This window comes from Pseudomonas sp. FP215 (assembly GCF_030687795.1).
Taxonomy (GTDB): domain Bacteria; phylum Pseudomonadota; class Gammaproteobacteria; order Pseudomonadales; family Pseudomonadaceae; genus Aquipseudomonas; species Aquipseudomonas salmasensis.
The window spans coordinates 591,945-612,499 of the sequence record NZ_CP117447.1 but is presented as its reverse complement, the minus strand read 5'-3'; the positions used below and the strand labels follow the sequence as shown (position 1 = coordinate 612,499).

16 protein-coding genes and 1 riboswitch are annotated in these 20,555 nt (G+C 61.5%); of the genes, 5 read left to right on the top strand and 11 right to left on the bottom strand.

Annotated elements, in window-relative coordinates; all coding sequences use genetic code 11:
* Positions 1 to 18 precede the first annotated feature (18 nt).
* Positions 19 to 834: a rhodanese-like domain-containing protein gene (locus tag PSH76_RS02610; protein ID WP_305493554.1), complete on the top strand. Its 816-nt coding sequence runs from the start codon at positions 19 to 21 to the stop codon at positions 832 to 834.
* Between the two features lie 15 nt (positions 835 to 849).
* Entirely contained in the window at positions 850 to 1,710 is an 861-nt protein-coding gene (gene asd / locus PSH76_RS02605; protein WP_003188035.1) for an archaetidylserine decarboxylase, read from the top strand.
* A gap of 126 nt (positions 1,711 to 1,836) precedes the next feature.
* Here asd and serB read toward each other — a convergent pair whose 3' ends face one another.
* Positions 1,837 to 3,051, bottom strand: coding sequence for a phosphoserine phosphatase SerB (serB, locus tag PSH76_RS02600; protein ID WP_003188034.1), 1,215 nt, complete (start codon positions 3,049 to 3,051; stop codon positions 1,837 to 1,839).
* A gap of 133 nt (positions 3,052 to 3,184) precedes the next feature.
* Here serB and PSH76_RS02595 point away from each other — a divergent pair, with 133 nt between their 5' ends.
* Complete coding sequence (locus PSH76_RS02595; protein ID WP_278918486.1) at positions 3,185 to 4,717, top strand: histidine kinase; 1,533 nt, start codon at positions 3,185 to 3,187, stop codon at positions 4,715 to 4,717.
* Between the two features lie 173 nt (positions 4,718 to 4,890).
* Here the strand turns inward: PSH76_RS02595 and PSH76_RS02590 are convergent, their stop codons facing one another.
* From PSH76_RS02590 to PSH76_RS02555, 8 genes are all read right to left on the bottom strand, one after another.
* Positions 4,891 to 5,604 (bottom strand): membrane integrity-associated transporter subunit PqiC, encoded by a 714-nt coding sequence (locus tag PSH76_RS02590; RefSeq protein ID WP_032873461.1) that lies wholly within the window; start codon positions 5,602 to 5,604, stop codon positions 4,891 to 4,893.
* Between the two features lie 173 nt (positions 5,605 to 5,777).
* The gene (gene parC / locus PSH76_RS02585; RefSeq protein WP_020301636.1) at positions 5,778 to 8,042 is read right to left on the bottom strand and encodes a DNA topoisomerase IV subunit A; all 2,265 of its coding nucleotides are present in this window, start codon (positions 8,040 to 8,042) and stop codon (positions 5,778 to 5,780) included.
* Between the two features lie 70 nt (positions 8,043 to 8,112).
* Positions 8,113 to 9,108, bottom strand: a complete 996-nt coding sequence (locus PSH76_RS02580; protein ID WP_305493553.1) for an esterase-like activity of phytase family protein — start codon at positions 9,106 to 9,108, stop codon at positions 8,113 to 8,115.
* The gene (gene parE, locus PSH76_RS02575) at positions 9,108 to 11,012 is read right to left on the bottom strand and encodes a DNA topoisomerase IV subunit B (RefSeq protein WP_003188026.1); all 1,905 of its coding nucleotides are present in this window, start codon (positions 11,010 to 11,012) and stop codon (positions 9,108 to 9,110) included. Before parE ends, PSH76_RS02580 begins: the two co-directional genes overlap by 1 nt.
* A gap of 46 nt (positions 11,013 to 11,058) precedes the next feature.
* Positions 11,059 to 11,667, bottom strand: a complete 609-nt coding sequence (locus PSH76_RS02570; RefSeq protein ID WP_305493552.1) for a YqiA/YcfP family alpha/beta fold hydrolase — start codon at positions 11,665 to 11,667, stop codon at positions 11,059 to 11,061.
* A gap of 611 nt (positions 11,668 to 12,278) precedes the next feature.
* Positions 12,279 to 13,091: a 3',5'-cyclic-AMP phosphodiesterase gene (gene cpdA / locus PSH76_RS02565; protein ID WP_305493551.1), complete on the bottom strand. Its 813-nt coding sequence runs from the start codon at positions 13,089 to 13,091 to the stop codon at positions 12,279 to 12,281.
* 97 nt (positions 13,092 to 13,188) lie between these two features.
* The gene (locus PSH76_RS02560) at positions 13,189 to 13,638 is read right to left on the bottom strand and encodes a DUF1249 domain-containing protein (RefSeq protein WP_003188022.1); all 450 of its coding nucleotides are present in this window, start codon (positions 13,636 to 13,638) and stop codon (positions 13,189 to 13,191) included.
* Positions 13,629 to 14,246 (bottom strand): NUDIX domain-containing protein, encoded by a 618-nt coding sequence (locus PSH76_RS02555; protein ID WP_032893869.1) that lies wholly within the window; start codon positions 14,244 to 14,246, stop codon positions 13,629 to 13,631. Before PSH76_RS02555 ends, PSH76_RS02560 begins: the two co-directional genes overlap by 10 nt.
* A 193-nt stretch (positions 14,247 to 14,439) precedes the next feature.
* Here PSH76_RS02555 and PSH76_RS02550 point away from each other — a divergent pair, with 193 nt between their 5' ends.
* Positions 14,440 to 15,186 (top strand): RsiV family protein, encoded by a 747-nt coding sequence (locus tag PSH76_RS02550; RefSeq protein WP_003188019.1) that lies wholly within the window; start codon positions 14,440 to 14,442, stop codon positions 15,184 to 15,186.
* A gap of 168 nt (positions 15,187 to 15,354) precedes the next feature.
* Here the strand turns inward: PSH76_RS02550 and thiC are convergent, their stop codons facing one another.
* Complete coding sequence (gene thiC / locus PSH76_RS02545; RefSeq protein WP_056782739.1) at positions 15,355 to 17,244, bottom strand: phosphomethylpyrimidine synthase ThiC; 1,890 nt, start codon at positions 17,242 to 17,244, stop codon at positions 15,355 to 15,357.
* Positions 17,245 to 17,393: 149 nt separating this feature from the next.
* Positions 17,394 to 17,499, bottom strand: a riboswitch (TPP riboswitch).
* Positions 17,500 to 17,695: 196 nt separating this feature from the next.
* On the opposite strand from thiC, the gene PSH76_RS02540 reads away from it, so the two are divergent.
* Entirely contained in the window at positions 17,696 to 19,135 is a 1,440-nt protein-coding gene (locus PSH76_RS02540) for a TolC family outer membrane protein (protein WP_032893875.1), read from the top strand.
* Positions 19,136 to 19,274: 139 nt separating this feature from the next.
* Here the strand turns inward: PSH76_RS02540 and waaA are convergent, their stop codons facing one another.
* Positions 19,275 to 20,552, bottom strand: coding sequence for a lipid IV(A) 3-deoxy-D-manno-octulosonic acid transferase (gene waaA / locus PSH76_RS02535; RefSeq protein WP_305493550.1), 1,278 nt, complete (start codon positions 20,550 to 20,552; stop codon positions 19,275 to 19,277).
* Positions 20,553 to 20,555 lie beyond the last annotated feature (3 nt).

Sequence of the window (20,555 nt, the reverse complement as noted above, 5' to 3'; positions counted from 1 at the left end):
GTGCCCAGGAGACCTCACATGCCTGACTTCTCTGGCTTGCCGCTGGTGATCGAATCCGCCGACCTGTCGAGTCGCCTCGATTCCAAGCACTTGATCCTGGTGGACCTCACCAGTGCTGCCCGCTACGCCGAAGGGCATATCCCCGGCGCGCATTTCGTTGACCCCAAGCGCACTCAACTGGGCCAGCCTCCGGCACCCGGCCTGCTGCCGAGCAAGGCCGACCTGGAAAAACTGTTCGGCGAACTGGGCCACACCCCGGACGCTACCTATGTGGTCTATGACGACGAAGGCGGCGGTTGGGCCGGGCGCTTTATCTGGATGCTCGACGTGATCGGCCACCAGAAATACCACTACCTCGACGGCGGCCTGCTGGCATGGCTGGAGGAAGGGCACACGACTTCCACCGATGCACCCCCAGCAGCCGGCGGCCCGGTCAGCCTCACGCTGCACGATGGCCCTACCGCCACCCGCGAATACCTGCAAAGCCGTCTCGGCGCGGCCGACCTGGGGATCTGGGACGCCCGTGGCCCGCTGGAGTATTCCGGCGAGAAAGTGCTCGCAGCCAAGGGCGGCCACATTCCCGGCGCGGTGAACTTCGAATGGACCGCCGGCATGGACAAGGCGCGCAACCTGCGTATCCGCCGTGACATGCCGCAGATCCTCGAAGACCTCGGGCTGACCAAAGACAAAGAAATCATCACCCACTGCCAGACTCACCACCGCTCTGGCTTCACCTACCTGGTGGCCAAGGCGCTCGGTTATCCGCGAGTCAAAGGTTATGCCGGTTCCTGGGGCGAATGGGGCAACCACCCCGACACCCCCGTTGAGATTTAAGGTTTAAGGACAGTTATGAAAAAGCAGTTGTTTATCCTCAGCCAGTACTTGCTGCCGCACCACTTGCTGTCGCGCCTGGCCGGCTGTATCGCCGAGTGCCGCGTGCGCTGGTTCAAGAACGCCTTCACTGCCTGGTTCGCCAAGCGCTACCAGGTGGACATGTCCCAGGCCCTGGTGGAAGACCTGAGCGCCTACGAGCACTTCAACGCCTTCTTCACCCGCGCGCTGAAAGACGGCGCCCGCCCGTTGGATCCAACCCCAGGCGCAGTACTGAGCCCCGCCGATGGCGCGGTCAGCCAACTGGGCCCGATCGAACATGGTCGTATCTTCCAGGCCAAGGGCCACAGTTTCAGCGTACTGGAACTGCTCGGTGGCGATGCGGCAATGGCTGCGCCGTTCATGGGCGGCGAGTTCGCGACTATTTACCTGTCGCCCAAGGACTACCACCGGGTGCACATGCCATTGGCCGGTACCCTGCGCGAGATGGTGTATGTGCCGGGTCGGATTTTCTCGGTCAACCAGACCACCGCCGAAAACGTGCCGGAGTTGTTCGCCCGTAACGAGCGCGCTGTCTGCCTGTTCGACACCGAACGCGGCCCGATGGCCGTGGTGTTGGTGGGTGCGATGATCGTTGCGTCGATTGAAACCGTGTGGGCCGGTTTGGTAACGCCGCCCAAGCGCGAGCTGAAAACCTTCCGCTACGACGAAGCGGCCCGCGCGCCGATTCATCTGGAAAAAGGTGCGGAACTGGGTCGTTTCAAACTGGGCTCCACCGCCATCGTGCTGTTCGGGCCAGACCAGGTGAAGTGGGCTGAAGAATTGGCAGCGGGTACACCGGTGCAGATGGGCCAGGGTATCGCCTTGCCTAAAGCCTGATATTGCAGTTGATCGTTCCCACGCTCCGCGTGGGAATGCAGCCCGAGGCGCTCTGCGCCCAAAGCGTGACGCAGAGCATCACTGGAGGCGTTCCCACGCGGAGCGTGGGAACGATCAGCTGTGGGGTTATAGCTGACCGTCGCGGTCACGTAAGCCCAGCAGATACAGCACGCCATCCAACCCCAAGGTCGAAATCGCCTGCTTGGCCGATTGCTTGACCAACGGCTTGGCACGGAACGCCACGCCCAACCCGGCAATCGCCAGCATCGGTAGGTCATTGGCGCCGTCGCCGACCGCGATGGTCTGCTCCAGGCGCAAGCCTTCCTTGTGGGCCAACTCCTTGAGCAGGTCGGCCTTGCGTTGCGCGTCGACAATCGGCTCCACCGCCACGCCGGTCACTTTGCCATCCACCACTTCCAGCTCGTTGGCGAACACATAGTCAATGCCCAGCTTGGCCTGCAACTGCTTGGCGAAGTAAGTGAAGCCACCGGACAGGATGGCGGTCTTGTAGCCCAGGCGCTTGAGTTCGGCGAACAGGGTTTCGGCGCCTTCAGTCAGGCGCAGCGACGCGCCGATCGAATCCAGCACGCCCACGTCCAGGCCCTTGAGCAACGCCAGACGTTCCTTGAAGCTGGCACGAAAATCCAGCTCGCCGGCCATCGCCCGCTCGGTAATCTCAGACACTTGCTCGCCCACACCGGCCGCCTTGGCCAGCTCGTCGATGACTTCGGCTTCGATCAAGGTGGAGTCCATGTCGAACACCGCCAAGCGGCGGTTGCGACGGAACAGGGAGTCTTCCTGGAAGGCGATATCGACATTCAGTTCCTGGGCCACGCTCAGGAAGTCGGCGCGCAGCGCTTGCGCGTCAGCCGGTTCGCCGCGCACGGAGAACTCGATGCAGCCCTTGCCCTTGTCGGCCGGAGTATCCAATGGCATGCGACCCGACAGACGGTCGATATGGTCGATATTCAATCCGTACTGCGCGGTAATGGAGCTGACGCGCTGTAACTGTTCAGCCGTTACCTTGCGGGTCAACAGGGTGACGATATGGCGCTTTTTGCCCTGGCCTTCGACCCAATGTTGGTAATCGGCTTCGGACACCGGGGTGAAACGTACCTGTTGATCGAGCTTATACGCCGTAAACAGGATGTCCTTGAGTACCGAGGAGGCCTGTTCGGTGCTGGGGATTTCCACCAGGATGCCGAACGACAAGGTGTCGTGGATCACCGCCTGGCCGATGTCGAGAATGTTCACACCACCCTGGGCCAGGACGCCGGTAATGGCTGCGGTGAGACCCGGTCGGTCTTCACCCGTGATGTTGATCAGGACAATTTCGCGCAAAGCGCACCCCCAGGCTGGAAAAAAACCGCATTCTACCCACTTTCAGTGACCATCGGGCACAGCCAGCGCTTTGCCGGCCATGGGCCTGTCGCTATACTGCGCGTCAACTTCACGGACCAAGAGCCGAGCGCAAGTGAACCGGCCCACGCCAGTAAAAACCGATAACTTCTTCCTGCTGATCTTCCGGGCACTGCGCCATCGCCGTGTACCGATTGCATTGCGCATCGCCAGCCATAACGTGATCCTGGTCGCTCTGGCCCTGGTGATCTACGCCTGCGTGATGGGTTTGCAGTTCAAGCAGGCCATGCACGAGCAAGCTGATGCCCTGGGCGCGAGCCTGACAACCCAGACTGCCACTTCGGCGACTGAGTTGCTGGTGTCCAACGACATCCTCAGCCTCAACGTGCTGCTCAACAACCTGACCAAGAACCCGCTGGTGGCCCACGCCGCTATCTATAGCGTGGACAACCGGATCATGGCCGAAGCCGGGCAACGCCCGAAAAACGGCCTGCTCGGTGAGGCCGAAGGCCTGTACCAGAGCAATATTACGTTCCAGGACGTGAAGGCCGGCCAACTGCGTATCAGCCTTGATATGCAACAGTTCCAGCAGCCGATGACCATCAGCCTGCAAAGCATGGGCATCCTGAGCGCGATCCTGCTGGCTTTGGCCCTGGCCTTGAGCCTGCGCCTGGGTCGGCATATCTCCACGCCATTAATGCAACTGCGCATTTGGCTGCGGGATATCGACGAACACACCCCGGCTACCGATCGCCAGGACGAAATCGGCGACCTCGCGCGCCAGCTCCACGCCAGCTTTGCCCCGGAGCCCAAAGCGCCTGAAGTCGAGCCCGAGCCTGAGTACGACGACACCGAGGACTACACCGACGAGCCTGAGTTTGAAGTGCGCGACCTGCGCGACCCAGGCTTCGACGACAGCGCCCCGGTGGCCGGCCTCAAGCCTGCACCGCGCCATGTGATCAAGGCCGAGGAAGACGAGCTGGACGACGAAGACCCGTTCGCCGACCTGCGCGACACCTCTGCAGCCGCCCCGGTCGCCGCACCAAAACCGGTTGCGGTCAAGAACGCCGAGCCGCAGCACAGCGCCGTACTCGCCGTGCAACTGGGCGCACAAGAGCAACTGCGCCGCCTGCCCCGTGCCCGCCTGACTGAACTGCTCGAACGCTACCGCGACTGCCTCGACCAGGCCGCCTCGCTCTACCAGAGCGAACTGCATACCCTGAACGATGGCAGCACGTTGATGCTGTTCCACAGCGAAGACAGCGGCGAAGACTACCTGACCAATGCCATCTGCTGCGGCGAGCTGTTGCGCGCCCTGGGCCACGCCCTGCAGATCGAAGTGGCCGACAGCGGCATTACCCTGCAACTGCAGCTGGGCCTAACCGTGGGTGACGACCTGTTTGGCATGAGCCAGATCGACCTGCTGCTCACTGAAACCGCCCAGGATGCCCTGGCCCTGTCCCAGCACAGCCGCAACCTGCTGCTGGTGGAGCGCAAGATCAGTGAAGACACGCTGATCCGCCAACGCGCACGTATCCGCCCGATTGCCAGCCCTGAAGGGGCCAGCTGTGTGGAGCGGTTGATGGAGCCGTATCCGTCGATGCTGGAACGGCAGTTGGCGCGGATGCATGAGACCCGCAAGCCCTAAGGCTAAGGCCTTTTGTAGGAGCGAGCTTGCTCGCGAAAAACTCACAGACGCCGCGTTCATTCAGAAAGCACGCGTTATCGTTGACGCTTTTCGCGAGCAAGCTCGCTCCTACAGAACAGCCCAATAAAAAGGCCCGCTTATTCAGCGGGCCTTTTGTTTGTGCGCTATTCAGATCAGAACCTGAACACTTCCAAGTCCGTGCGAATCGGCGTGGCCATCGGCATCTTCGGTTTTTCCGGGGCCGCAGGCTTGGCCTGGGCCGGGGCTTGCTTACGCGGCTGCGCTTCGGCAATCGGCGGCTGGTTGGCCAATGGCTTGAGCGCCACCGACAACTGCTGTGCCAAGTGCTGCAACAGCACACCCTGGGCCTGGACCTGGGATGCGGTGGTGCCGGCATGTTCTTCCTGCAGGTGCACAATGCGGTTGTCCCGCACTTGCCCGCGACGGTCGATCAGGCGCCACTGTGCGTCCAGGATCGCCGGTTGCGACTTGCCGGAGTCCAGCCGCGTAATGGTCAGCAACACCTGTACATCCGGGGTGAACCCGGAAGGTCCCGGTGCCAGGACCACACGCTGGCTGTCCAGTTGGCCGGCGACCTGACGCAACATCAACTGGTTGATATCCGACGACAGGCTACCGGCCCAACGACCATCAGTGGAACCTTGCAGGCTGCCGTCGTTCTGACGTTGAAGCAGGGTTTCGCGTTGCAGGTAATCGGCAACGACTACCGGCCCCAGCAATACTGCCATGCCAGCGGTTTGAGCTGGCTGAGCCGGACTTCCGCTGTCCAGCTGGTACAGCGACACCGGTTGGTGTGTGCTGCAACCCGCCAACCCCAAAAGGCCAGCGAGCATCAAAAATAGAGGAAGGCGTGGAGCAGTCATCATCCCATCCAAGTGGCTGCCACAAGGCGAACCACAATGTAATACTAAAAATAACCTGAACACGCTCGGCCAAGCCGGCGCTGGAAAGGCCATATCATCCGTGAATATGCGCCATGACTCCAGCGCGAAAGCATCGATCTACGCGTTAAATCGTAGATCGAGGCCTCTAGTACCGCTTAAACCGGCGTTTCGACCAGCAAGGCATCCACTCGCTGGAAGCCTCGCGGCAGTTTGTTACCCCGCCGGCCACGCTCACCCTTGTAGTGTTCAAGGTCGTCAGGGCGCAATGACAACGTGCGCTTGCCGGCCTGGAGCACCAGGGTAGAGCCTTCCGGGACCACGGCGATGTCAGTCACGTACTCCTCGCGACTGGCCACCCGGTCACCGGGAATCCCGATAATCTTGTTGCCTTTGCCCTTGCCCAACTGCGGCAAGTCGCTGATCTTGAACACCAGCAAGCGCCCTTCGGTGGTCACCGACGCCAGCCAGTTGCTTTCACGATCCTCCACCGGCCTTGGCAAAATCACCTTGGCGTTGTTCGGCAGGCTCAACAGCGCCTTGCCCGCCTTGTTCTTGGCCTGCAGGTCTTCGCCCTTGACCACGAAGCCGTAACCGGCGTCGGAGGCGATGACATACAGCGAATCATCGTCCGGCAACAGCACGCACTCGAAATTCGCCCCCGGTGGCGGCGTAAGGCGCCCGGTCAACGGCTCGCCCTGCCCCCGTGCAGACGGCAGGGTATGGGCCGGCACCGAATAACTGCGCCCGGTCGAGTCGATAAACACCGCGAACTGATTGGAACGCCCGGCGGCAGCGGTCTTGAAGCCATCACCGGCTTTGTACGAAAGGCCGGTGGCGTCAATATCATGCCCTTTGGCGGAGCGAACCCAACCCTTTTCCGACAGAACGACGGTAATTTTCTCGTTGGGCAACAGCTCGGTTTCGGTCAAAGCCTTGGCTTCAGCGCGCTCGACGATAGGCGAGCGACGGTCATCGCCATAGGTTTCGGCGTCTTTGATCAGTTCGCTGCGCACCAGCTTCTTGAGCTTGGCTTCGCTGCCCAGCAGGGCTTGCAGCTTGGCTTGTTCCTTGAGCAGCGCATCCTGCTCGTCGCGCAGCTTCATTTCTTCCAGGCGTGCCAACTGGCGCAAGCGGGTGTCGAGGATGTAGTCCGCCTGGATCTCGCTCAGCTCGAAACGCGCGATCAGTTCGGCCTTCGGATGCTCGGCGGTACGGATGATATGGATCACTTCATCCAGGTTGAGGTAGGCGATCAGCAAGCCGTCCAACAGGTGCAGGCGGCGCTCGACCTTGTCGAGGCGGAATTGCAGGCGGCGGCGCACGGTTTGTACGCGGAACTCCAGCCATTCCACCAGCAGATTGCGCAGGTTCTTCAACTGCGGCTTGCCGTCCAGGCCGATGATATTGACGTTGACCCGATAGCTGGACTCCAGGTCTGTGCTGGCAAACAAATGCTGCATCAACACTTCATGATCCACCCGGCTGTTGGTCGGGATGATCACGATACGGCACGGGTTCTCATGGTCGGACTCGTCACGCAGGTCGGCCACTTGCGGCAATTTCGACGGCTTGGCCTGCATCAACGCGGCGATCTGCTCCAGCACCTTGGCACCCGATACCTGGTGCGGCAGCGCGGTCACAATAATGTCGCCGTCCTCAATGTGGTACACGGCACGCATACGCACCGAGCCCTTGCCCGTTTCGTACATCTTCAGCAGGTCGGCGCGCGGCGTGATGATCTCTGCTTCGGTCGGGTAATCCGGGCCCTGGATATGCTCGCAGAGCTGCTCGACCGTAGCCTTGGGCTCATCGAGCAAGCGCACGCAGGCGGTGGCGACTTCGCGCAGGTTATGCGGCGGCACGTCAGTGGCCATGCCGACCGCAATACCGGTGGTGCCATTGAGCAGGATATTCGGCAAACGTGCCGGCAACACCAGGGGTTCGTCGAGGGTGCCGTCAAAGTTCGGCCCCCAGTCGGCCGTGCCCTGGCCCAGCTCGCTGAGCAGCACTTCGGAATAACGCGACAGCCGCGCCTCGGTGTAACGCATGGCGGCGAAGGATTTGGGGTCATCCGGGGCACCCCAGTTACCCTGGCCGTCCACCAGGGTGTAGCGGTAGCTGAACGGCTGGGCCATCAGCACCATGGCTTCATAGCACGCAGAATCGCCGTGGGGGTGGAATTTACCCAGCACGTCACCGACGGTACGCGCCGATTTCTTGTGCTTGGAATCGGCGTCCAGGCCCAACTCACTCATGGCGTAGATGATGCGCCGTTGCACGGGTTTCAGGCCGTCGCCGATATGCGGCAAGGCACGGTCCATGATCACGTACATGGAGTAGTTGAGGTAGGCATTTTCGGTGAATTCAGCCAGCGACCGGCGTTCTACGCCATCTAAACTGTCTGCGAGGATGTCACTCATGCGGGCCTCATCATGGGGTAAGGCGCAGCGGAACTGCCGCTGCGCTGATTCAATTCAAAAAAATCTCGATTCATGGCTGGGCACTCCAGCCGCCGTCCGGGGCGGCAAAACGATAGACCATCGGACGCTTTTCACCATCGGCACGCGGGCCGAAATTGTTGTCGATGCCGACCCAGGCACCGTCAGTATCCACCAACAGGGCTTCAGCCAGGCCATACGACTGTGGGTAACGTCGCTGCGGCGTCAGGGCTTCGTCGGCAAACGACCAGCACAGCTCAACCTTGGCCGTGAGCGGGTCGCGCCGGCAGATCTGGAACGCATTGCGCTCCAGGGTAAACAGCTTGCCGTTGAACAGCGACAAGTCGGCAAAGTCCTTGGACACGGCCTTGGCATTGGGGAACTGCGCCGGTTGCACTTCCTGGCCGGCCTCGCTCAACAATACACAACGGCCATCGCAATCCCATACGCTCTGCCCACGCTTGATCGAGACCAGGCCACGGCGTTCGCGCTCGGCAGCCAGCCAGATCTGATTGCCTTCAGGGTTTACCGCCAGGCCTTCGAACAAGGCATTAAAGTGCAGCAACATGCCACTGGCCCTGGCTTCACGCACCATGCCCGGCGCGATTTTCAACCATTCAGGCGCGCCCGCCGCCGGCACCTGCAGCACCGCGGCATGGGCTTCGCTGACAATGTAGCGGTTGCCTGCGGCATCACAGCTGATGCCTTCAAAGTCCAGGTCACCGCCGCGTATGAACGAAGCGGCCTTGGTACGCGAACGCAAGCCCCAAGGCAGGCCGGACTCGGGCACGGGCGGCACGTCGATCTTTATTGCCTCGGCGCTCCAGGTCGGCGCACGGGTATCCAGGCGGTAGATCTGGTCGTCATCGCGGTCCGAAACCGTCCACAGCTCGTTGCCACACAACGCCAGGCCCGACAGGTTCCCACCGCGCATGCCGTCCACCGGGTGTTCCGAGACCAGCTTGAGCTCTGCCACGCTGGCGGCAGCCACCTGGGTGACCGCCAGCCCGCTCAACATCAGGATCGCCAGGGCGAAGCCTGTGCGCATCAGCCCAGCACCTCGGCCAGGTTGCCTTTGGATTCAAGCCAGGTCTTGCGGTCGCCAGCGCGTTTCTTCGCCAGCAACATGTCCATCATTTCCGAGGTGGCGGCGAAGTCTTCCAGGGTCAACTGCACCAGGCGCCGGGTGTTCGGGTCCATGGTGGTTTCGCGCAGTTGCGGCGGGTTCATCTCACCCAGGCCCTTGAATCGCGTGACCTGTGGCTTGCCGCGTTTCTTCTCGGCCACCAGGCGGTCGAGGATGCCATCGCGCTCGGCTTCGTCCAGGGCATAGAAAATTTCCTTGCCCAAGTCGATGCGGTACAGCGGCGGCATGGCCACATAGACGTGGCCGGCGTCCACCAACGGGCGGAAATGCTGGACGAACAACGCGCACAGCAAGGTGGCGATGTGCAGGCCGTCGGAGTCGGCGTCGGCGAGGATGCAGATCTTGCCGTAGCGCAACTGGCTCATGTCCGCCGCGCCTGGGTCTACGCCAATGGCCACGGCGATGTTGTGCACTTCCTGGCTGGCGAGCACTTCGCTGCCATCGACTTCCCAGGTGTTGAGGATCTTGCCGCGCAACGGCAGGATCGCCTGGAATTCCTTGTCCCGCGCTTGTTTGGCGGAACCGCCGGCGGAGTCACCCTCCACCAGGAACAGCTCGGAACGCATCGGGTCTTGCCCGGCGCAATCGGCCAGTTTGCCGGGCAATGCCGGGCCCTGGGTGATGCGCTTGCGCTCGACCTTCTTGCTGGCTTTCAAGCGACGGCCGGCGTTGTTGATCGCCAGCTCCGCCAGGGCCAGGCCCAGCTCGGGGTGCTCGTTGAGCCACAGGCTGAAAGCGTCCTTGACCACGCCAGAGACAAACGCCGCCGCCTCGCGGGACGACAGGCGCTCTTTGGTCTGGCCGGAGAATTGCGGTTCCTGCATCTTCATCGACAGCACGAACGCGATGCGCTCCCACACGTCTTCCGGCGCCAGCTTCACGCCGCGCGGCAACAGGCTGCGGTATTCGCAGAATTCACGCATGGCATCCAGCAAGCCTTGGCGCAAACCGTTGACGTGGGTACCGCCCTGGGCCGTAGGAATCAGGTTGACGTAGCTTTCCTGCACACTGTCGCCACCTTCGGGCAACCACAGCAGCGCCCAGTCCACCGCTTCTTTATTACCCGACAGGCTGCCGCAGAACGGCTCGTTGGGCAGGCGTTCGAAGTCGCTGACCGAATCCTCCAAGTAAGAGCGAAGGCCGTCTTCGTAGTGCCACTCGACCTTCTCGCCGGTGCCTTTGTCTTCAAAGCTGACCAGCAGCCCCGGGCACAGCACAGCCTTGGCCTTGAGCACGTGCTTGAGGCGGCTGATGGAGAATTTGGGCGAATCGAAATACTTGGGGTCCGGCGCAAAGTACACGCTGGTGCCGGTGTTGCGCTTGCCCACGGTGCCGATCACTTCCAGGTCGGTGGCTTTGTAGCCATCGGCGAAGGTCATCTGATACTCGTTGCCGTCGCGCTTGACCTTAACCCGCACCAGGGTCGACAGCGCGTTGACCACGGAAATACCCACGCCGTGCAAACCGCCGGAGAACTGGTAGTTCTTGTTGGAGAACTTGCCGCCGGCGTGCAGCTTGGTGAGGATCAGCTCGACGCCCGGCACCCCCTCTTCGGGGTGAATGTCCACCGGCATGCCACGACCGTCGTCGGACACTTCCAGGGAATGGTCGGCGTGAAGGATGACTTGCACCGACTTGGCGTGCCCGGCCAAGGCTTCGTCGACGCTGTTGTCGATGACTTCCTGGGCAAGGTGGTTCGGCCGACTGGTGTCGGTGTACATGCCGGGGCGTTTGCGCACCGGGTCGAGGCCCGAGAGGACTTCGATGGCGTCGGCGTTATAAGAGCTAGCGCTGGGAGTGGCCATGGGGTCTCGTCGTGAGTCGTTCGATTAAAAAGTGACCTGCGATTTTCTACAGTGACGAAAAATCGAAGGATTGAAACTGATCTGCGCCAATACCGGCAAAGCACAACAGTGCCGGCAATTGCTGGGCGAACCCCTGGTAACCATGGTCGCCACCGGCCTGGATGCGCAAGGCACAGGCCCGGTAATACTGTTGGGCCAGGCGATAATCCAGGGTTTCGTCCCCGGTCTGCAACCACACCTGATAACGCCCGGCATCCTGGGGCGCCGGTACTTCCAGCTCGGCCAGCGCCGTGACGTGGTCCTGTGTCAATTCCCAGGTCTCATCGGTGTAGAGGTTCTTCTGGGTGCCCAGATAACCGTCAAACATCCGATGGGGGCTGACCGCCGGGTTGACCAGCAGCGCCTTGAGGCCATGGCGTTCGGCAAGATGGGTTGCATAGTAGCCGCCGAGTGAGCTGCCGACCAGCAGTGGCCGGCCCAGTTGCGCAATCGCTTGCTCCAATTGAAGAATCGCCTGACGAGGGTGGTGATGCAGCGCCGGCACACGCAACTGGTCGGACAGGCCAAGGGCATCCATCACAGTGCTCAACTGGCTGGCCTTGTTGGAAGCCGGCGCACTGTTGAAACCGTGGATATACAGGATCGAAGCGGACATGCCGGGCTCTCCGTGCTGGGGCCAAAGACGCGCAGTTTACAGGGAATGCAGGCAGAAGCGGACCCATTGTGGGAGCTGGCTTGCCTGCGATCACCATAGGTATCTACATAACTTTGTGGGCTGTAGCCGCAGACGGTAACCACGATGCGAAGCGAGCCGCTCTTGATCTTGCTCTTGATCTGCTTGTGATCTTGATCTCAGGCGCCCCGTTAAACCACGCTGGCCGGAATTCGACAGGGATTTGGGGGGTAAACCGGCAGGGATGCCGGTTTAGCCGCCCCGCGCCATGGATGGCGCGTGGCGGCGCCCCCCCAAATCACTGGCGGATTACGGGCACACCGAGCCTAGGCGAGGTGCCGAGTGGTGGGGCAAGAGCGCTTTGCTTACTTTCGCGCTTTTCGAAAGTGAGCCGCCGTCAGGGCGGAACCCTAAGCGGCCGTTACCGCAGCAATGGATATGTACACCATCCAACTGTGTTGCCTGCCAGGCCGCCTTCGCGAGCAAGCCCGCTCCCACATTTGAAGTGCGGGGTGTCAGGTAGATAGGCGTCGGCTGTCAGGCTGCCATCGCAGGCAAGCCAGCTCCCACATTTTGATCAGTGTTAACAGGTCCTAATAGCCGTTGCTGCCGTAATCGATGGTGAATGCAAAGCCAACCAAACGCTCCACCCCCGTCTCCAACCGTCCGTCACCATGCAAACGCAACCAGCGATACCCCGGTGCCTGCTCGCTGACCTGAAAGTCCTCACTCCCCGGCGCAAACTGGATACAGGTAGACGGCGAAGCCAGCAGCCGCACACCGTCGCGCTCGCTGTCGATCTCCTGATGCACATGCCCCCACAGCAATGCCTTGGTCTGCGGAAAGCGCTCAAGCACGGCAAACAGCGCTTCGGGGTTGCGCAGACCAATTGGCTCCATCCACGCACAGCCGATGGGCACCGGATGATGATGGAAACACACCAGGTGATGGCGGCCCGGCGCTTCGCTCAAGGCCTGCGCCAGCAGTTGCAGTTGCGCGTCTTGCAGGTAGCCCGGCACAGACCCAGGTACCGCCGAATCCAGCAGAGTAATACGCCAGTTGCCGATATCCACCACCGGTTCGAGCAAATCACTGTGCATGGCAGCCTGGGCCATGACCTGCGGCTCGTCGTGGTTGCCAGGAATCCAACGCGCCGGAGCGCCAAGGGAGGCGGTCAAATCGCGAAACTGCTGATAGGACTCAAGCGTGCCGTCCTGGGACAGGTCGCCGGTCGCCAGTATCAGGTCGATGGCCGGCTGTTGCGCACGCACCAGCTCGACTACCCGTTGCAGGCTTTCACGGGTGTTCATGCCTAGCAATGTGGCGTCAGGGTCGGCAAACAGATGGCTGTCGGACAACTGCACCAGCAACACGGCATCAGGATTCACGGCGGATACGCTCGGCAAGGCGCTCTCCCTGGCAATCACAGGAATGGATAGTTGGCGCGATTATGCTGGGGCAGGACACAAAGAGGAAACCCAAGGAAGCAGACGCAGTTCACATCTACCGCACCACTTCAAACTCATGGCCCAAGGCCAGGCAGTGGCTGAGCCATTCGCCGAGGAACACATTGAGCTGTGCTTTCTCATCGGGCTGGTGCATGAACACATTCGGGTAAGGATAGATGCTGCGAAAGCGTCGCGCATGTTCGGCGCTGATCACTTCGGCCATACGCGCGTCGTGGTACACCTGCACTTCCAATTGCGGCACCGGCAACCACGGCAGGCTGTGCTCCTGGCGTACCCGCAGGGTGGTGGTGTATGGGCAAGTGAGAATGACTTCCAGGGTCAGCACGCCGAGCATCTGGTCGCCATGGGTGACAGCAATGCGCCGCGCCTGGGGAGCGTGGCGCATGTCCGGGAGCAGGCGCATCAGCCGCGCATAGTTGGCCTCGCAGGCCGCTTGCAGCCCGATCAGGTCAACTCGGTAACGTTCCCGTGCCTTTACTGCCATAACCCCCTCACTTCCGCGCGATTAAGCGCAAGCCATTGCAGGGCGATAATGCTGGCTGCGTTGGAAATCTTGCCGTCGCGCACCGCCTGCAAGGCATCTTCGAAGGCCCAAGCGGTGACGCGGATATCTTCTGCTTCTTCTTCCAATCCATGGACCCCACCCGCCCCCGAGCTGTCGCACCGGCCCAGGTACAGGTGGACAAATTCGGTACTGCCGCCAGGTGACGGGAAATACTTGGTGATCGGCCACAGCGCGGAGAACGTCAGCCCAGCTTCCTCCTCGGCCTCGCGGTGTGCAACCTCCTCGGGTTGCTCATCCTTGTCAATCAGGCCGGCGACCATCTCCACCAGCCAGGGGTTATCGGCACGGCCCATGGCGCCGACGCGGAACTGTTCGATCAGCACCACCTCATCGCGCAGCGGGTCGTAGGGCAGCACGCACACGGCGTCATGACGCACGAACACTTCGCGGTTGATCACCCGGCTCATGCCGCCGTCGAATTTTTCGTGGCGCAGTTGCACGCGATCGAGCTTGTAGAAGCCTTTATAGGCATTGTCACGCTGAACAATCTCGATTTTGTTCGGCGTCGACTTCGCGATGTCCGTCATGGTGTCCCTCGTTAAGCTCGTGCAATGGGCGCCATCCTAACGCGCCGACGCCCGTTGATGCAGCCCCTTTGCGGTTGCCGGAAGAGACGGCGAGCGTCAAACTCACTGCAATCAGTTTAGTGGCGAACTGGCGGCCACGTTGGCAGTCCAAGCGCTACTCTTTTCGCTTTCCATCGATTTACGAAGGACACACATGTCGCTTTTAAGAATCGCCTCCGTGGCCTGTATTGCCTTGACCCTGGGTGCTTGCCAGAGCCTGTTCCAACCGGCCTATCTCAAGCCGCTGGACGTTACCACCGACAAATCGGAGCAGATCAAGCCCGGCTGTGACAGCCCGGCCTGCCCGCTGGTGAACATCGACACCGTGCATTTCCCCGCCGAGCCACAACTGGACAGCCTGGTGGAACAGCGCCTGCTGCAAATGACCCGCACCACGCCTGGCGCCAGTGTACCGGCGAGCCTGAACGCCTACCGCAACACCTTCCTGCGTGAGTCGCCGGACCGCCACGGCATGTACTTGCAAGCCAAGGTACGTGACCAGCATGACGGACTGGTGATCGTTGAAGTGTCCAGCTACCTGGACACCGGTGTCGCCCACGGCGAGCCAGGCCGCGGGTTTATCAACTATTCACGGATTCTGCATAAGGAACTGACCCTGGCCGACATGCTGCTGCCCGGCCAGGAGCAGGCCTTCTGGAATACTGCGAAAGTCGCCCACAACAGTTGGTTGATCAGCACCAAGATGGACCGCGATCCGGAGTTCGTGAAGAGCTGGCCGTTCCAGAAAACCCCGAACGTGGCCCTGACCAGCGGCGGCGTGGTGCTCAAGTACAACGTCAGCACCATCGCCCCTTACGCACAGGGGCTGATCGAAATCACCCTGCCCTATACGCGCCTCACCGGTGTGATCAAGCCTGAGCTGGTGCCCGCACGGCGCTGATCGGTTGTTATTGCAGGGGGAGATTGGGTGTTTGTCGGATCGCTATCGCGGGCAAGCCCGACTCCCACAAGGGACCGGCTGTGAACACAAAATCTGTGTCCACTTAGGCCAACTGTGGGAGCCGGGCTTGCCCGCGATGACGGCGGCGCAGACACCGCCGCCTATGGATCAGACCTTCTTGTAGAGCTGGCTACCTTCCTGCTTGAACCGCTCAGCCTGCTCGGCCAAGCCCTTTGCCACATCCACATCCACCGCATCAATGCGCTGGTTGGCTGCGTACTCACGCACCTCGTGGGTAACTTTCATCGAGCAGAATTTCGGCCCGCACATGGAGCAGAAGTGCGCGACCTTGGCCGACTCCTTGGGCAGCGTCTCATCGTGGAAGGCCCGCGCGGTATCCGGGTCCAGGCCGAGGTTGAACTGGTCTTCCCAGCGGAATTCGAAGCGTGCCTTGCTCAAGGCGTTATCGCGAATCTGCGCGCCAGGGTGGCCTTTGGCAAGGTCGGCCGCGTGGGCCGCGATCTTGTAGGTGATGATCCCGGTCTTCACGTCATCCTTGTTCGGCAGCCCCAAGTGCTCCTTGGGCGTGACGTAGCAGAGCATGGCGCAACCGAACCAGCCGATCATCGCCGCACCGATACCCGACGTGATGTGGTCGTAGCCTGGTGCAATGTCGGTGGTCAGCGGGCCGAGGGTGTAGAACGGCGCTTCGTCGCAGCACTCCAGTTGCTTGTCCATGTTCTCCTTGATCAGTTGCATCGGCACATGGCCAGGGCCTTCGATCATGGTTTGCACGTCGTGCTTCCAGGCAATCTTGGTCAGCTCACCCAGGGTTTCCAGTTCACCGAATTGCGCAGCGTCGTTGGCATCGGCCACCGACCCCGGACGCAGGCCATCTCCCAGTGAGAAGCTGACGTCATAGGCCTTCATGATTTCGCAGATTTCTTCAAAGTGCGTGTAGGCGAAGTTTTCCTTGTGGTGGGCCAGGCACCACTTGGCCATGATCGCGCCGCCACGGCTGACAATGCCGGTGACGCGATTGGCGGTCAGCGGCACGTAGCGCAGCAGTACGCCGGCGTGAATGGTGAAGTAGTCCACGCCTTGCTCGGCCTGTTCGATCAGGGTGTCGCGGAACAGCTCCCAGGTCAGGTCTTCGGCAACGCCGTCGACTTTTTCCAGGGCCTGGTAGATAGGCACGGTGCCGATCGGCACGGGCGAGTTACGGATGATCCACTCGCGGGTTTCATGGATATGCTTGCCAGTGGACAGGTCCATGATGTTGTCCGAGCCCCAGCGAATACCCCAGGTCATCTTCGCCACTTCTTCTTCAATGGACGAACCCAGGGCGCTGTTGCCGATATTGCCGTTGATCTTCACCAGGAAGTTACGGCCGATAATCATCGGTTCCAGCTCGGTGTGGTTGATGTTGGCCGGGATGATTGCGCGGCCGCGAGCGATTTCTTCGCGCACGAACTCGGGGGTGATGATTTTCGGAATACTGGCGCCGAAGCTATGCCCGGCATGTTGTTGCTTGAGCAGGCCGCTGGCGCGTGCTTCTTCAAGCTTCATGTTTTCGCGGATGGCCACGTATTCCATTTCTGGCGTGATGATGCCTTTGCGCGCGTAGTGCATCTGGCTGACGTTGGCACCGGCCTTGGCACGACGCGGGTTTTGCAGGTGGGCAAAGCGCAGGTAGGCCAGGTCGGGGTTATCCAGGCGTTCCTGGCCGTAGCGTGAACTCAAGCAGGCCAGCCGCTCGGTATCACCACGTTCTTCGATCCACGGCGAGCGCACATCGGCCAAGCCTTTGCGCACGTCGATGATGACATTGGGGTCGGTATAGGGGCCGGAGGTGTCATAGACCACTACAGGGGCGTTGATTTCGCCACCAAACTCCGTGGGGGTCACGTCCAGGCTGATCTCGCGCATCGGCACGCGAATGTCCGGGCGGGAGCCCTGCACGTAGATTTTTTGCGAGCGGGTAAACGGCTGCACGGAGCCGGAGTCGACCTTGGCCGATTCACTCAGGTGCACGGTATTTTTTAGTTTTGTAGTCATCACAGGCTCTCCAACTTATCCAGGCGGTGGATTTTTGTCGGAGCGAACCTGTGACGGACGGACGCACTGGAACCAGTGCTGTGCTTGGCGCACGAGGGCTGTTCGATTGTCGAACAACATCCCGGACGAAGCACAAGAGGACTCGCCGGGTGACGAGAAATCTTGTTCCCTACGCAGGCGCTAACCTGATCAGGTTCAACGGGATCCGGTATTTACCGATCTCAGCCTTCCAACAAGGCACCCCGACAAGAACGCGGCCAGTCTAGACCATGGCGTGGGCAAATTGCCAATAGCGGTTTATTCAGCGTGATGAATGGCGTGATCGTGGGATTGTTGTGCGCAGGCCCGGCCACTACACTCGGGCACGGCCTCAAGGCTTGACGCCAGGCATGGCCAGCCTTAGCCTTGGGCGCTGAATTATTACCGTAATATTCATACTAGGGATCGCCTCATGCTGCGCAAACTCTCACTGGCTGTTGCCGTGTCTTGTGCGACCAACGGACTGGTCTGGGCAGCTGAAGCGCCCTTGTCCGCCAACACCGACCTGGTCAGCGTGTATCAGGAAGCGGCGAACAACAACGCCGACCTGGCCGCTGCCCGTGCCCAATACGGCGCGCAAAAAGAAGTGGTACCCCAGGCTCGCGCAGGGTTGCTGCCGAACCTGTCCGCCGGCGCCGACAGCAACAACGTGCGCACCCAGATCGACCAGCCGGCCGCCACGGCCAACCGTGACGCCCACTCCTGGCGGGCCACCTTGAGCCAGCCACTGTTCCGCGCCGACCGCTGGTTCCAGCTGCAAGCCGCCCAAGCGGTCAACGAGCAAGCCTCGCTGCAACTGTCGGCCTCCGAGCAGAACCTGATTTTGCAAAGTGCCGAAAGCTACTTCGCCGTGCTGCGCGCCCAGGACAACCTGGCGTCGACCAAGGCCGAAGAAAACGCCTTCAAGCGCCAGCTCGACCAGTCCAACGAACGCTTCGATGTGGGCCTGTCAGACAAGACCGATGTGCTGCAATCCCAGGCCAGCTACGACACCGCCCGGGCCAATCGCATCCTGGCCCAGCGCCAGGTGGACGACGCATTCGAAGCACTGATCACCCTGACCAACCGCCAATACAATTCGATCCAGGGCATCGTCCACACGCTGCCGGTGCTGCCGCCGGCGCCGAACGACGCCAAGGCCTGGGTCGAAACCGCCGGGCGCCAGAACCTCAACCTGCTCGCCAGCAATTACGCGGTCACCGCCGCCGAAGAAACCCTGCGGCAGCGCAAGGCCGGTCACTTGCCAACGCTCGATGCGGTCGCGCAATACGAAAAAGGCGACAACGACGCCCTGGGTTTCAGCAACCCGAATCAGTTGCCTATCCCGTACGGCGGCGATGTGTCGCAACGCACCGTGGGCCTGCGGTTGAACATCCCGATCTACAGCGGCGGCCTCACCAGCTCGCAAGTGCGCGAATCCTATTCACGCCTCGACCAGACCGAGCAGCAGCGCGAAGGCCTGCGCCGGCAGGTGGTGGAAAACACCCGCAACCTGCACCGTGCAGTCAACACCGATGTGGAGCAGGTGCAAGCACGCCGCCAGTCGATCATCTCCAACCAGAGCGCGGTGGAAGCCACGGAAATCGGCTATCAGGTGGGCACCCGCAACATCGTCGACGTGCTGGACTCACAGCGCCAGCTGTACGCGTCGGTGCGCAACTACAACAACAGCCGCTACGATTACATCCTCGACAACCTGCGCTTGAAGCAGGCGGCGGGCACGCTCAACCCAGGGGATTTGCAGGATCTGGCGCGCTATCTCAAGGCCGACTACAACCCGGACAAAGACTTCCTGCCGCCAGACTTGGCCAAAGCCGCTGCCGAACAGCTCAAGGCCCGCCCCGGCTATTAAAATGTGGGAGCTGGCTTGCCTCTGTAGGAGCGAGCTTGCTCGCGAAAAACTTACAGGCGCCGCGTTCATTCGGCAAACACGCGTTATCGTTGACGTTTTTCGCGAGCAAGCTCGCTCCTACATTATTGGGTGGGTGTTGTCAGTGTTTGATCAGTCTGTCCAAACCATCCAACAACCGCTTTAACGCGCCCTGGTTGGCCTGCATCACCTTGAGCCCCGCCTGCGCCATCCTGCGTGCGTCCTGGGGCAACTCAAACAACTGTCGCACCGCTTCGGCCAGCCCATCGGCATCGTCCACCTCGCGTAACGCCCCGGCGTCGCGCATCATCGCGGTGATGTCGAGGAAGTTGAAGACATGCGGGCCCATGATCACCGGCTTACCCAACGCCGCCGGCTCCAGCGGGTTGTGCCCGCCGGTCGGCACCAGGCTGCCGCCGACGAATGCGCTGTCAGCCAGGGCGTAGAGAAATAGCAACTCGCCCATGGTGTCGCCAAGCAACACCGAGGTTTGCTCGGTGACCGGCTCACCACTGGAGCGACGCACCGTGGCAAAGCCTTGCTGCACGCAGCGCTCAAACGTCGGGCTAAAGCGTTCCTGATGACGGGGCACCAGAATCAACAGGGCGTTGGGGTAGTTCGCCAGCAACTGGCGATGGGCTGCCAGCACCACCTCGTCTTCACCTTCGTGGGTACTCGCGGCGATCCAGACCGGACGCTCGCTGGCGCCCCATTGTTCACGCAGGGCGGCGGCGCGAGCCGTTAGCTGGGGGTCGATGCTCAGGTCGAACTTGATCGAGCCGGTCACTTCCACGGTTTCAGGGCGTGCGCCCAGGCTGCGGAAGCGTTCGGCCTCGGTCTCGGTCTGTACGGCGAACAAGCTCATGTCTGCCAGCATCGGCGCCGTCAGCTTGGCAAATCGCGCGTACCCTTTGGCCGAGCGCGCCGACAACCTTGCATTGGCCAGCGCCACCGGAATACCGCGCTGGGCGCAGGCATGGATATGGTTGGGCCACAGCTCGGTTTCCATGATCACCGCCAGCGTGGGCTGCACGCGGTCGAGAAAACGCTTGGCGGCGCAGGGCAAGTCGTACGGCAAATAGCAGTGCTGGATGCGCGGTTCGTTGGCGAACAACGCCTGGATACGCTCGGAACCGGTGGGCGTCATGCAGGTGACGGTGATCGGCAACTGTGGATAACGCGCCATCAACCCGCGAATCATCGGGGCGGCGGCAATGCTTTCGCCCACCGACACCGCGTGCACCCAGATCCCGCCGGGGCGCATCACCGGCAAGCCATAGGAGAACCGCTCGCCCACACGCTTGGCGTAGGCTGGTGCCTTGCGCGCGCGCAACCACAAGCGTAAGGCCACCAACGGCAGCGCCAGGTAAAACAGACAGCTGTAGAGAGTTCTATTCATGGC

Excerpts from the sequence above, each read along its gene's own strand:
- parE (WP_003188026.1), bottom strand. The coding sequence starts at position 11,012 with ATGGCCACTCCCAGCGCTAGCTCTTATAACGCCGACGCCATCGAAGTC.
- PSH76_RS02570 (WP_305493552.1), bottom strand. The coding sequence starts at position 11,667 with ATGTCCGCTTCGATCCTGTATATCCACGGTTTCAACAGTGCGCCGGCT.
- PSH76_RS02540 (WP_032893875.1), top strand. The coding sequence starts at position 17,696 with ATGCTGCGCAAACTCTCACTGGCTGTTGCCGTGTCTTGTGCGACCAAC.
- PSH76_RS02590 (WP_032873461.1), bottom strand. The coding sequence starts at position 5,604 with ATGATGACTGCTCCACGCCTTCCTCTATTTTTGATGCTCGCTGGCCTT.
- PSH76_RS02550 (WP_003188019.1), top strand. The coding sequence starts at position 14,440 with ATGTCGCTTTTAAGAATCGCCTCCGTGGCCTGTATTGCCTTGACCCTG.
- thiC (WP_056782739.1), bottom strand. The coding sequence starts at position 17,244 with ATGACTACAAAACTAAAAAATACCGTGCACCTGAGTGAATCGGCCAAG.
- waaA (WP_305493550.1), bottom strand. The coding sequence starts at position 20,552 with ATGAATAGAACTCTCTACAGCTGTCTGTTTTACCTGGCGCTGCCGTTG.
- PSH76_RS02555 (WP_032893869.1), bottom strand. The coding sequence starts at position 14,246 with ATGACGGACATCGCGAAGTCGACGCCGAACAAAATCGAGATTGTTCAG.
- PSH76_RS02560 (WP_003188022.1), bottom strand. The coding sequence starts at position 13,638 with ATGGCAGTAAAGGCACGGGAACGTTACCGAGTTGACCTGATCGGGCTG.
- asd (WP_003188035.1), top strand. The coding sequence starts at position 850 with ATGAAAAAGCAGTTGTTTATCCTCAGCCAGTACTTGCTGCCGCACCAC.
- PSH76_RS02580 (WP_305493553.1), bottom strand. The coding sequence starts at position 9,108 with ATGCGCACAGGCTTCGCCCTGGCGATCCTGATGTTGAGCGGGCTGGCG.
- parC (WP_020301636.1), bottom strand. The coding sequence starts at position 8,042 with ATGAGTGACATCCTCGCAGACAGTTTAGATGGCGTAGAACGCCGGTCG.
- PSH76_RS02610 (WP_305493554.1), top strand. The coding sequence starts at position 19 with ATGCCTGACTTCTCTGGCTTGCCGCTGGTGATCGAATCCGCCGACCTG.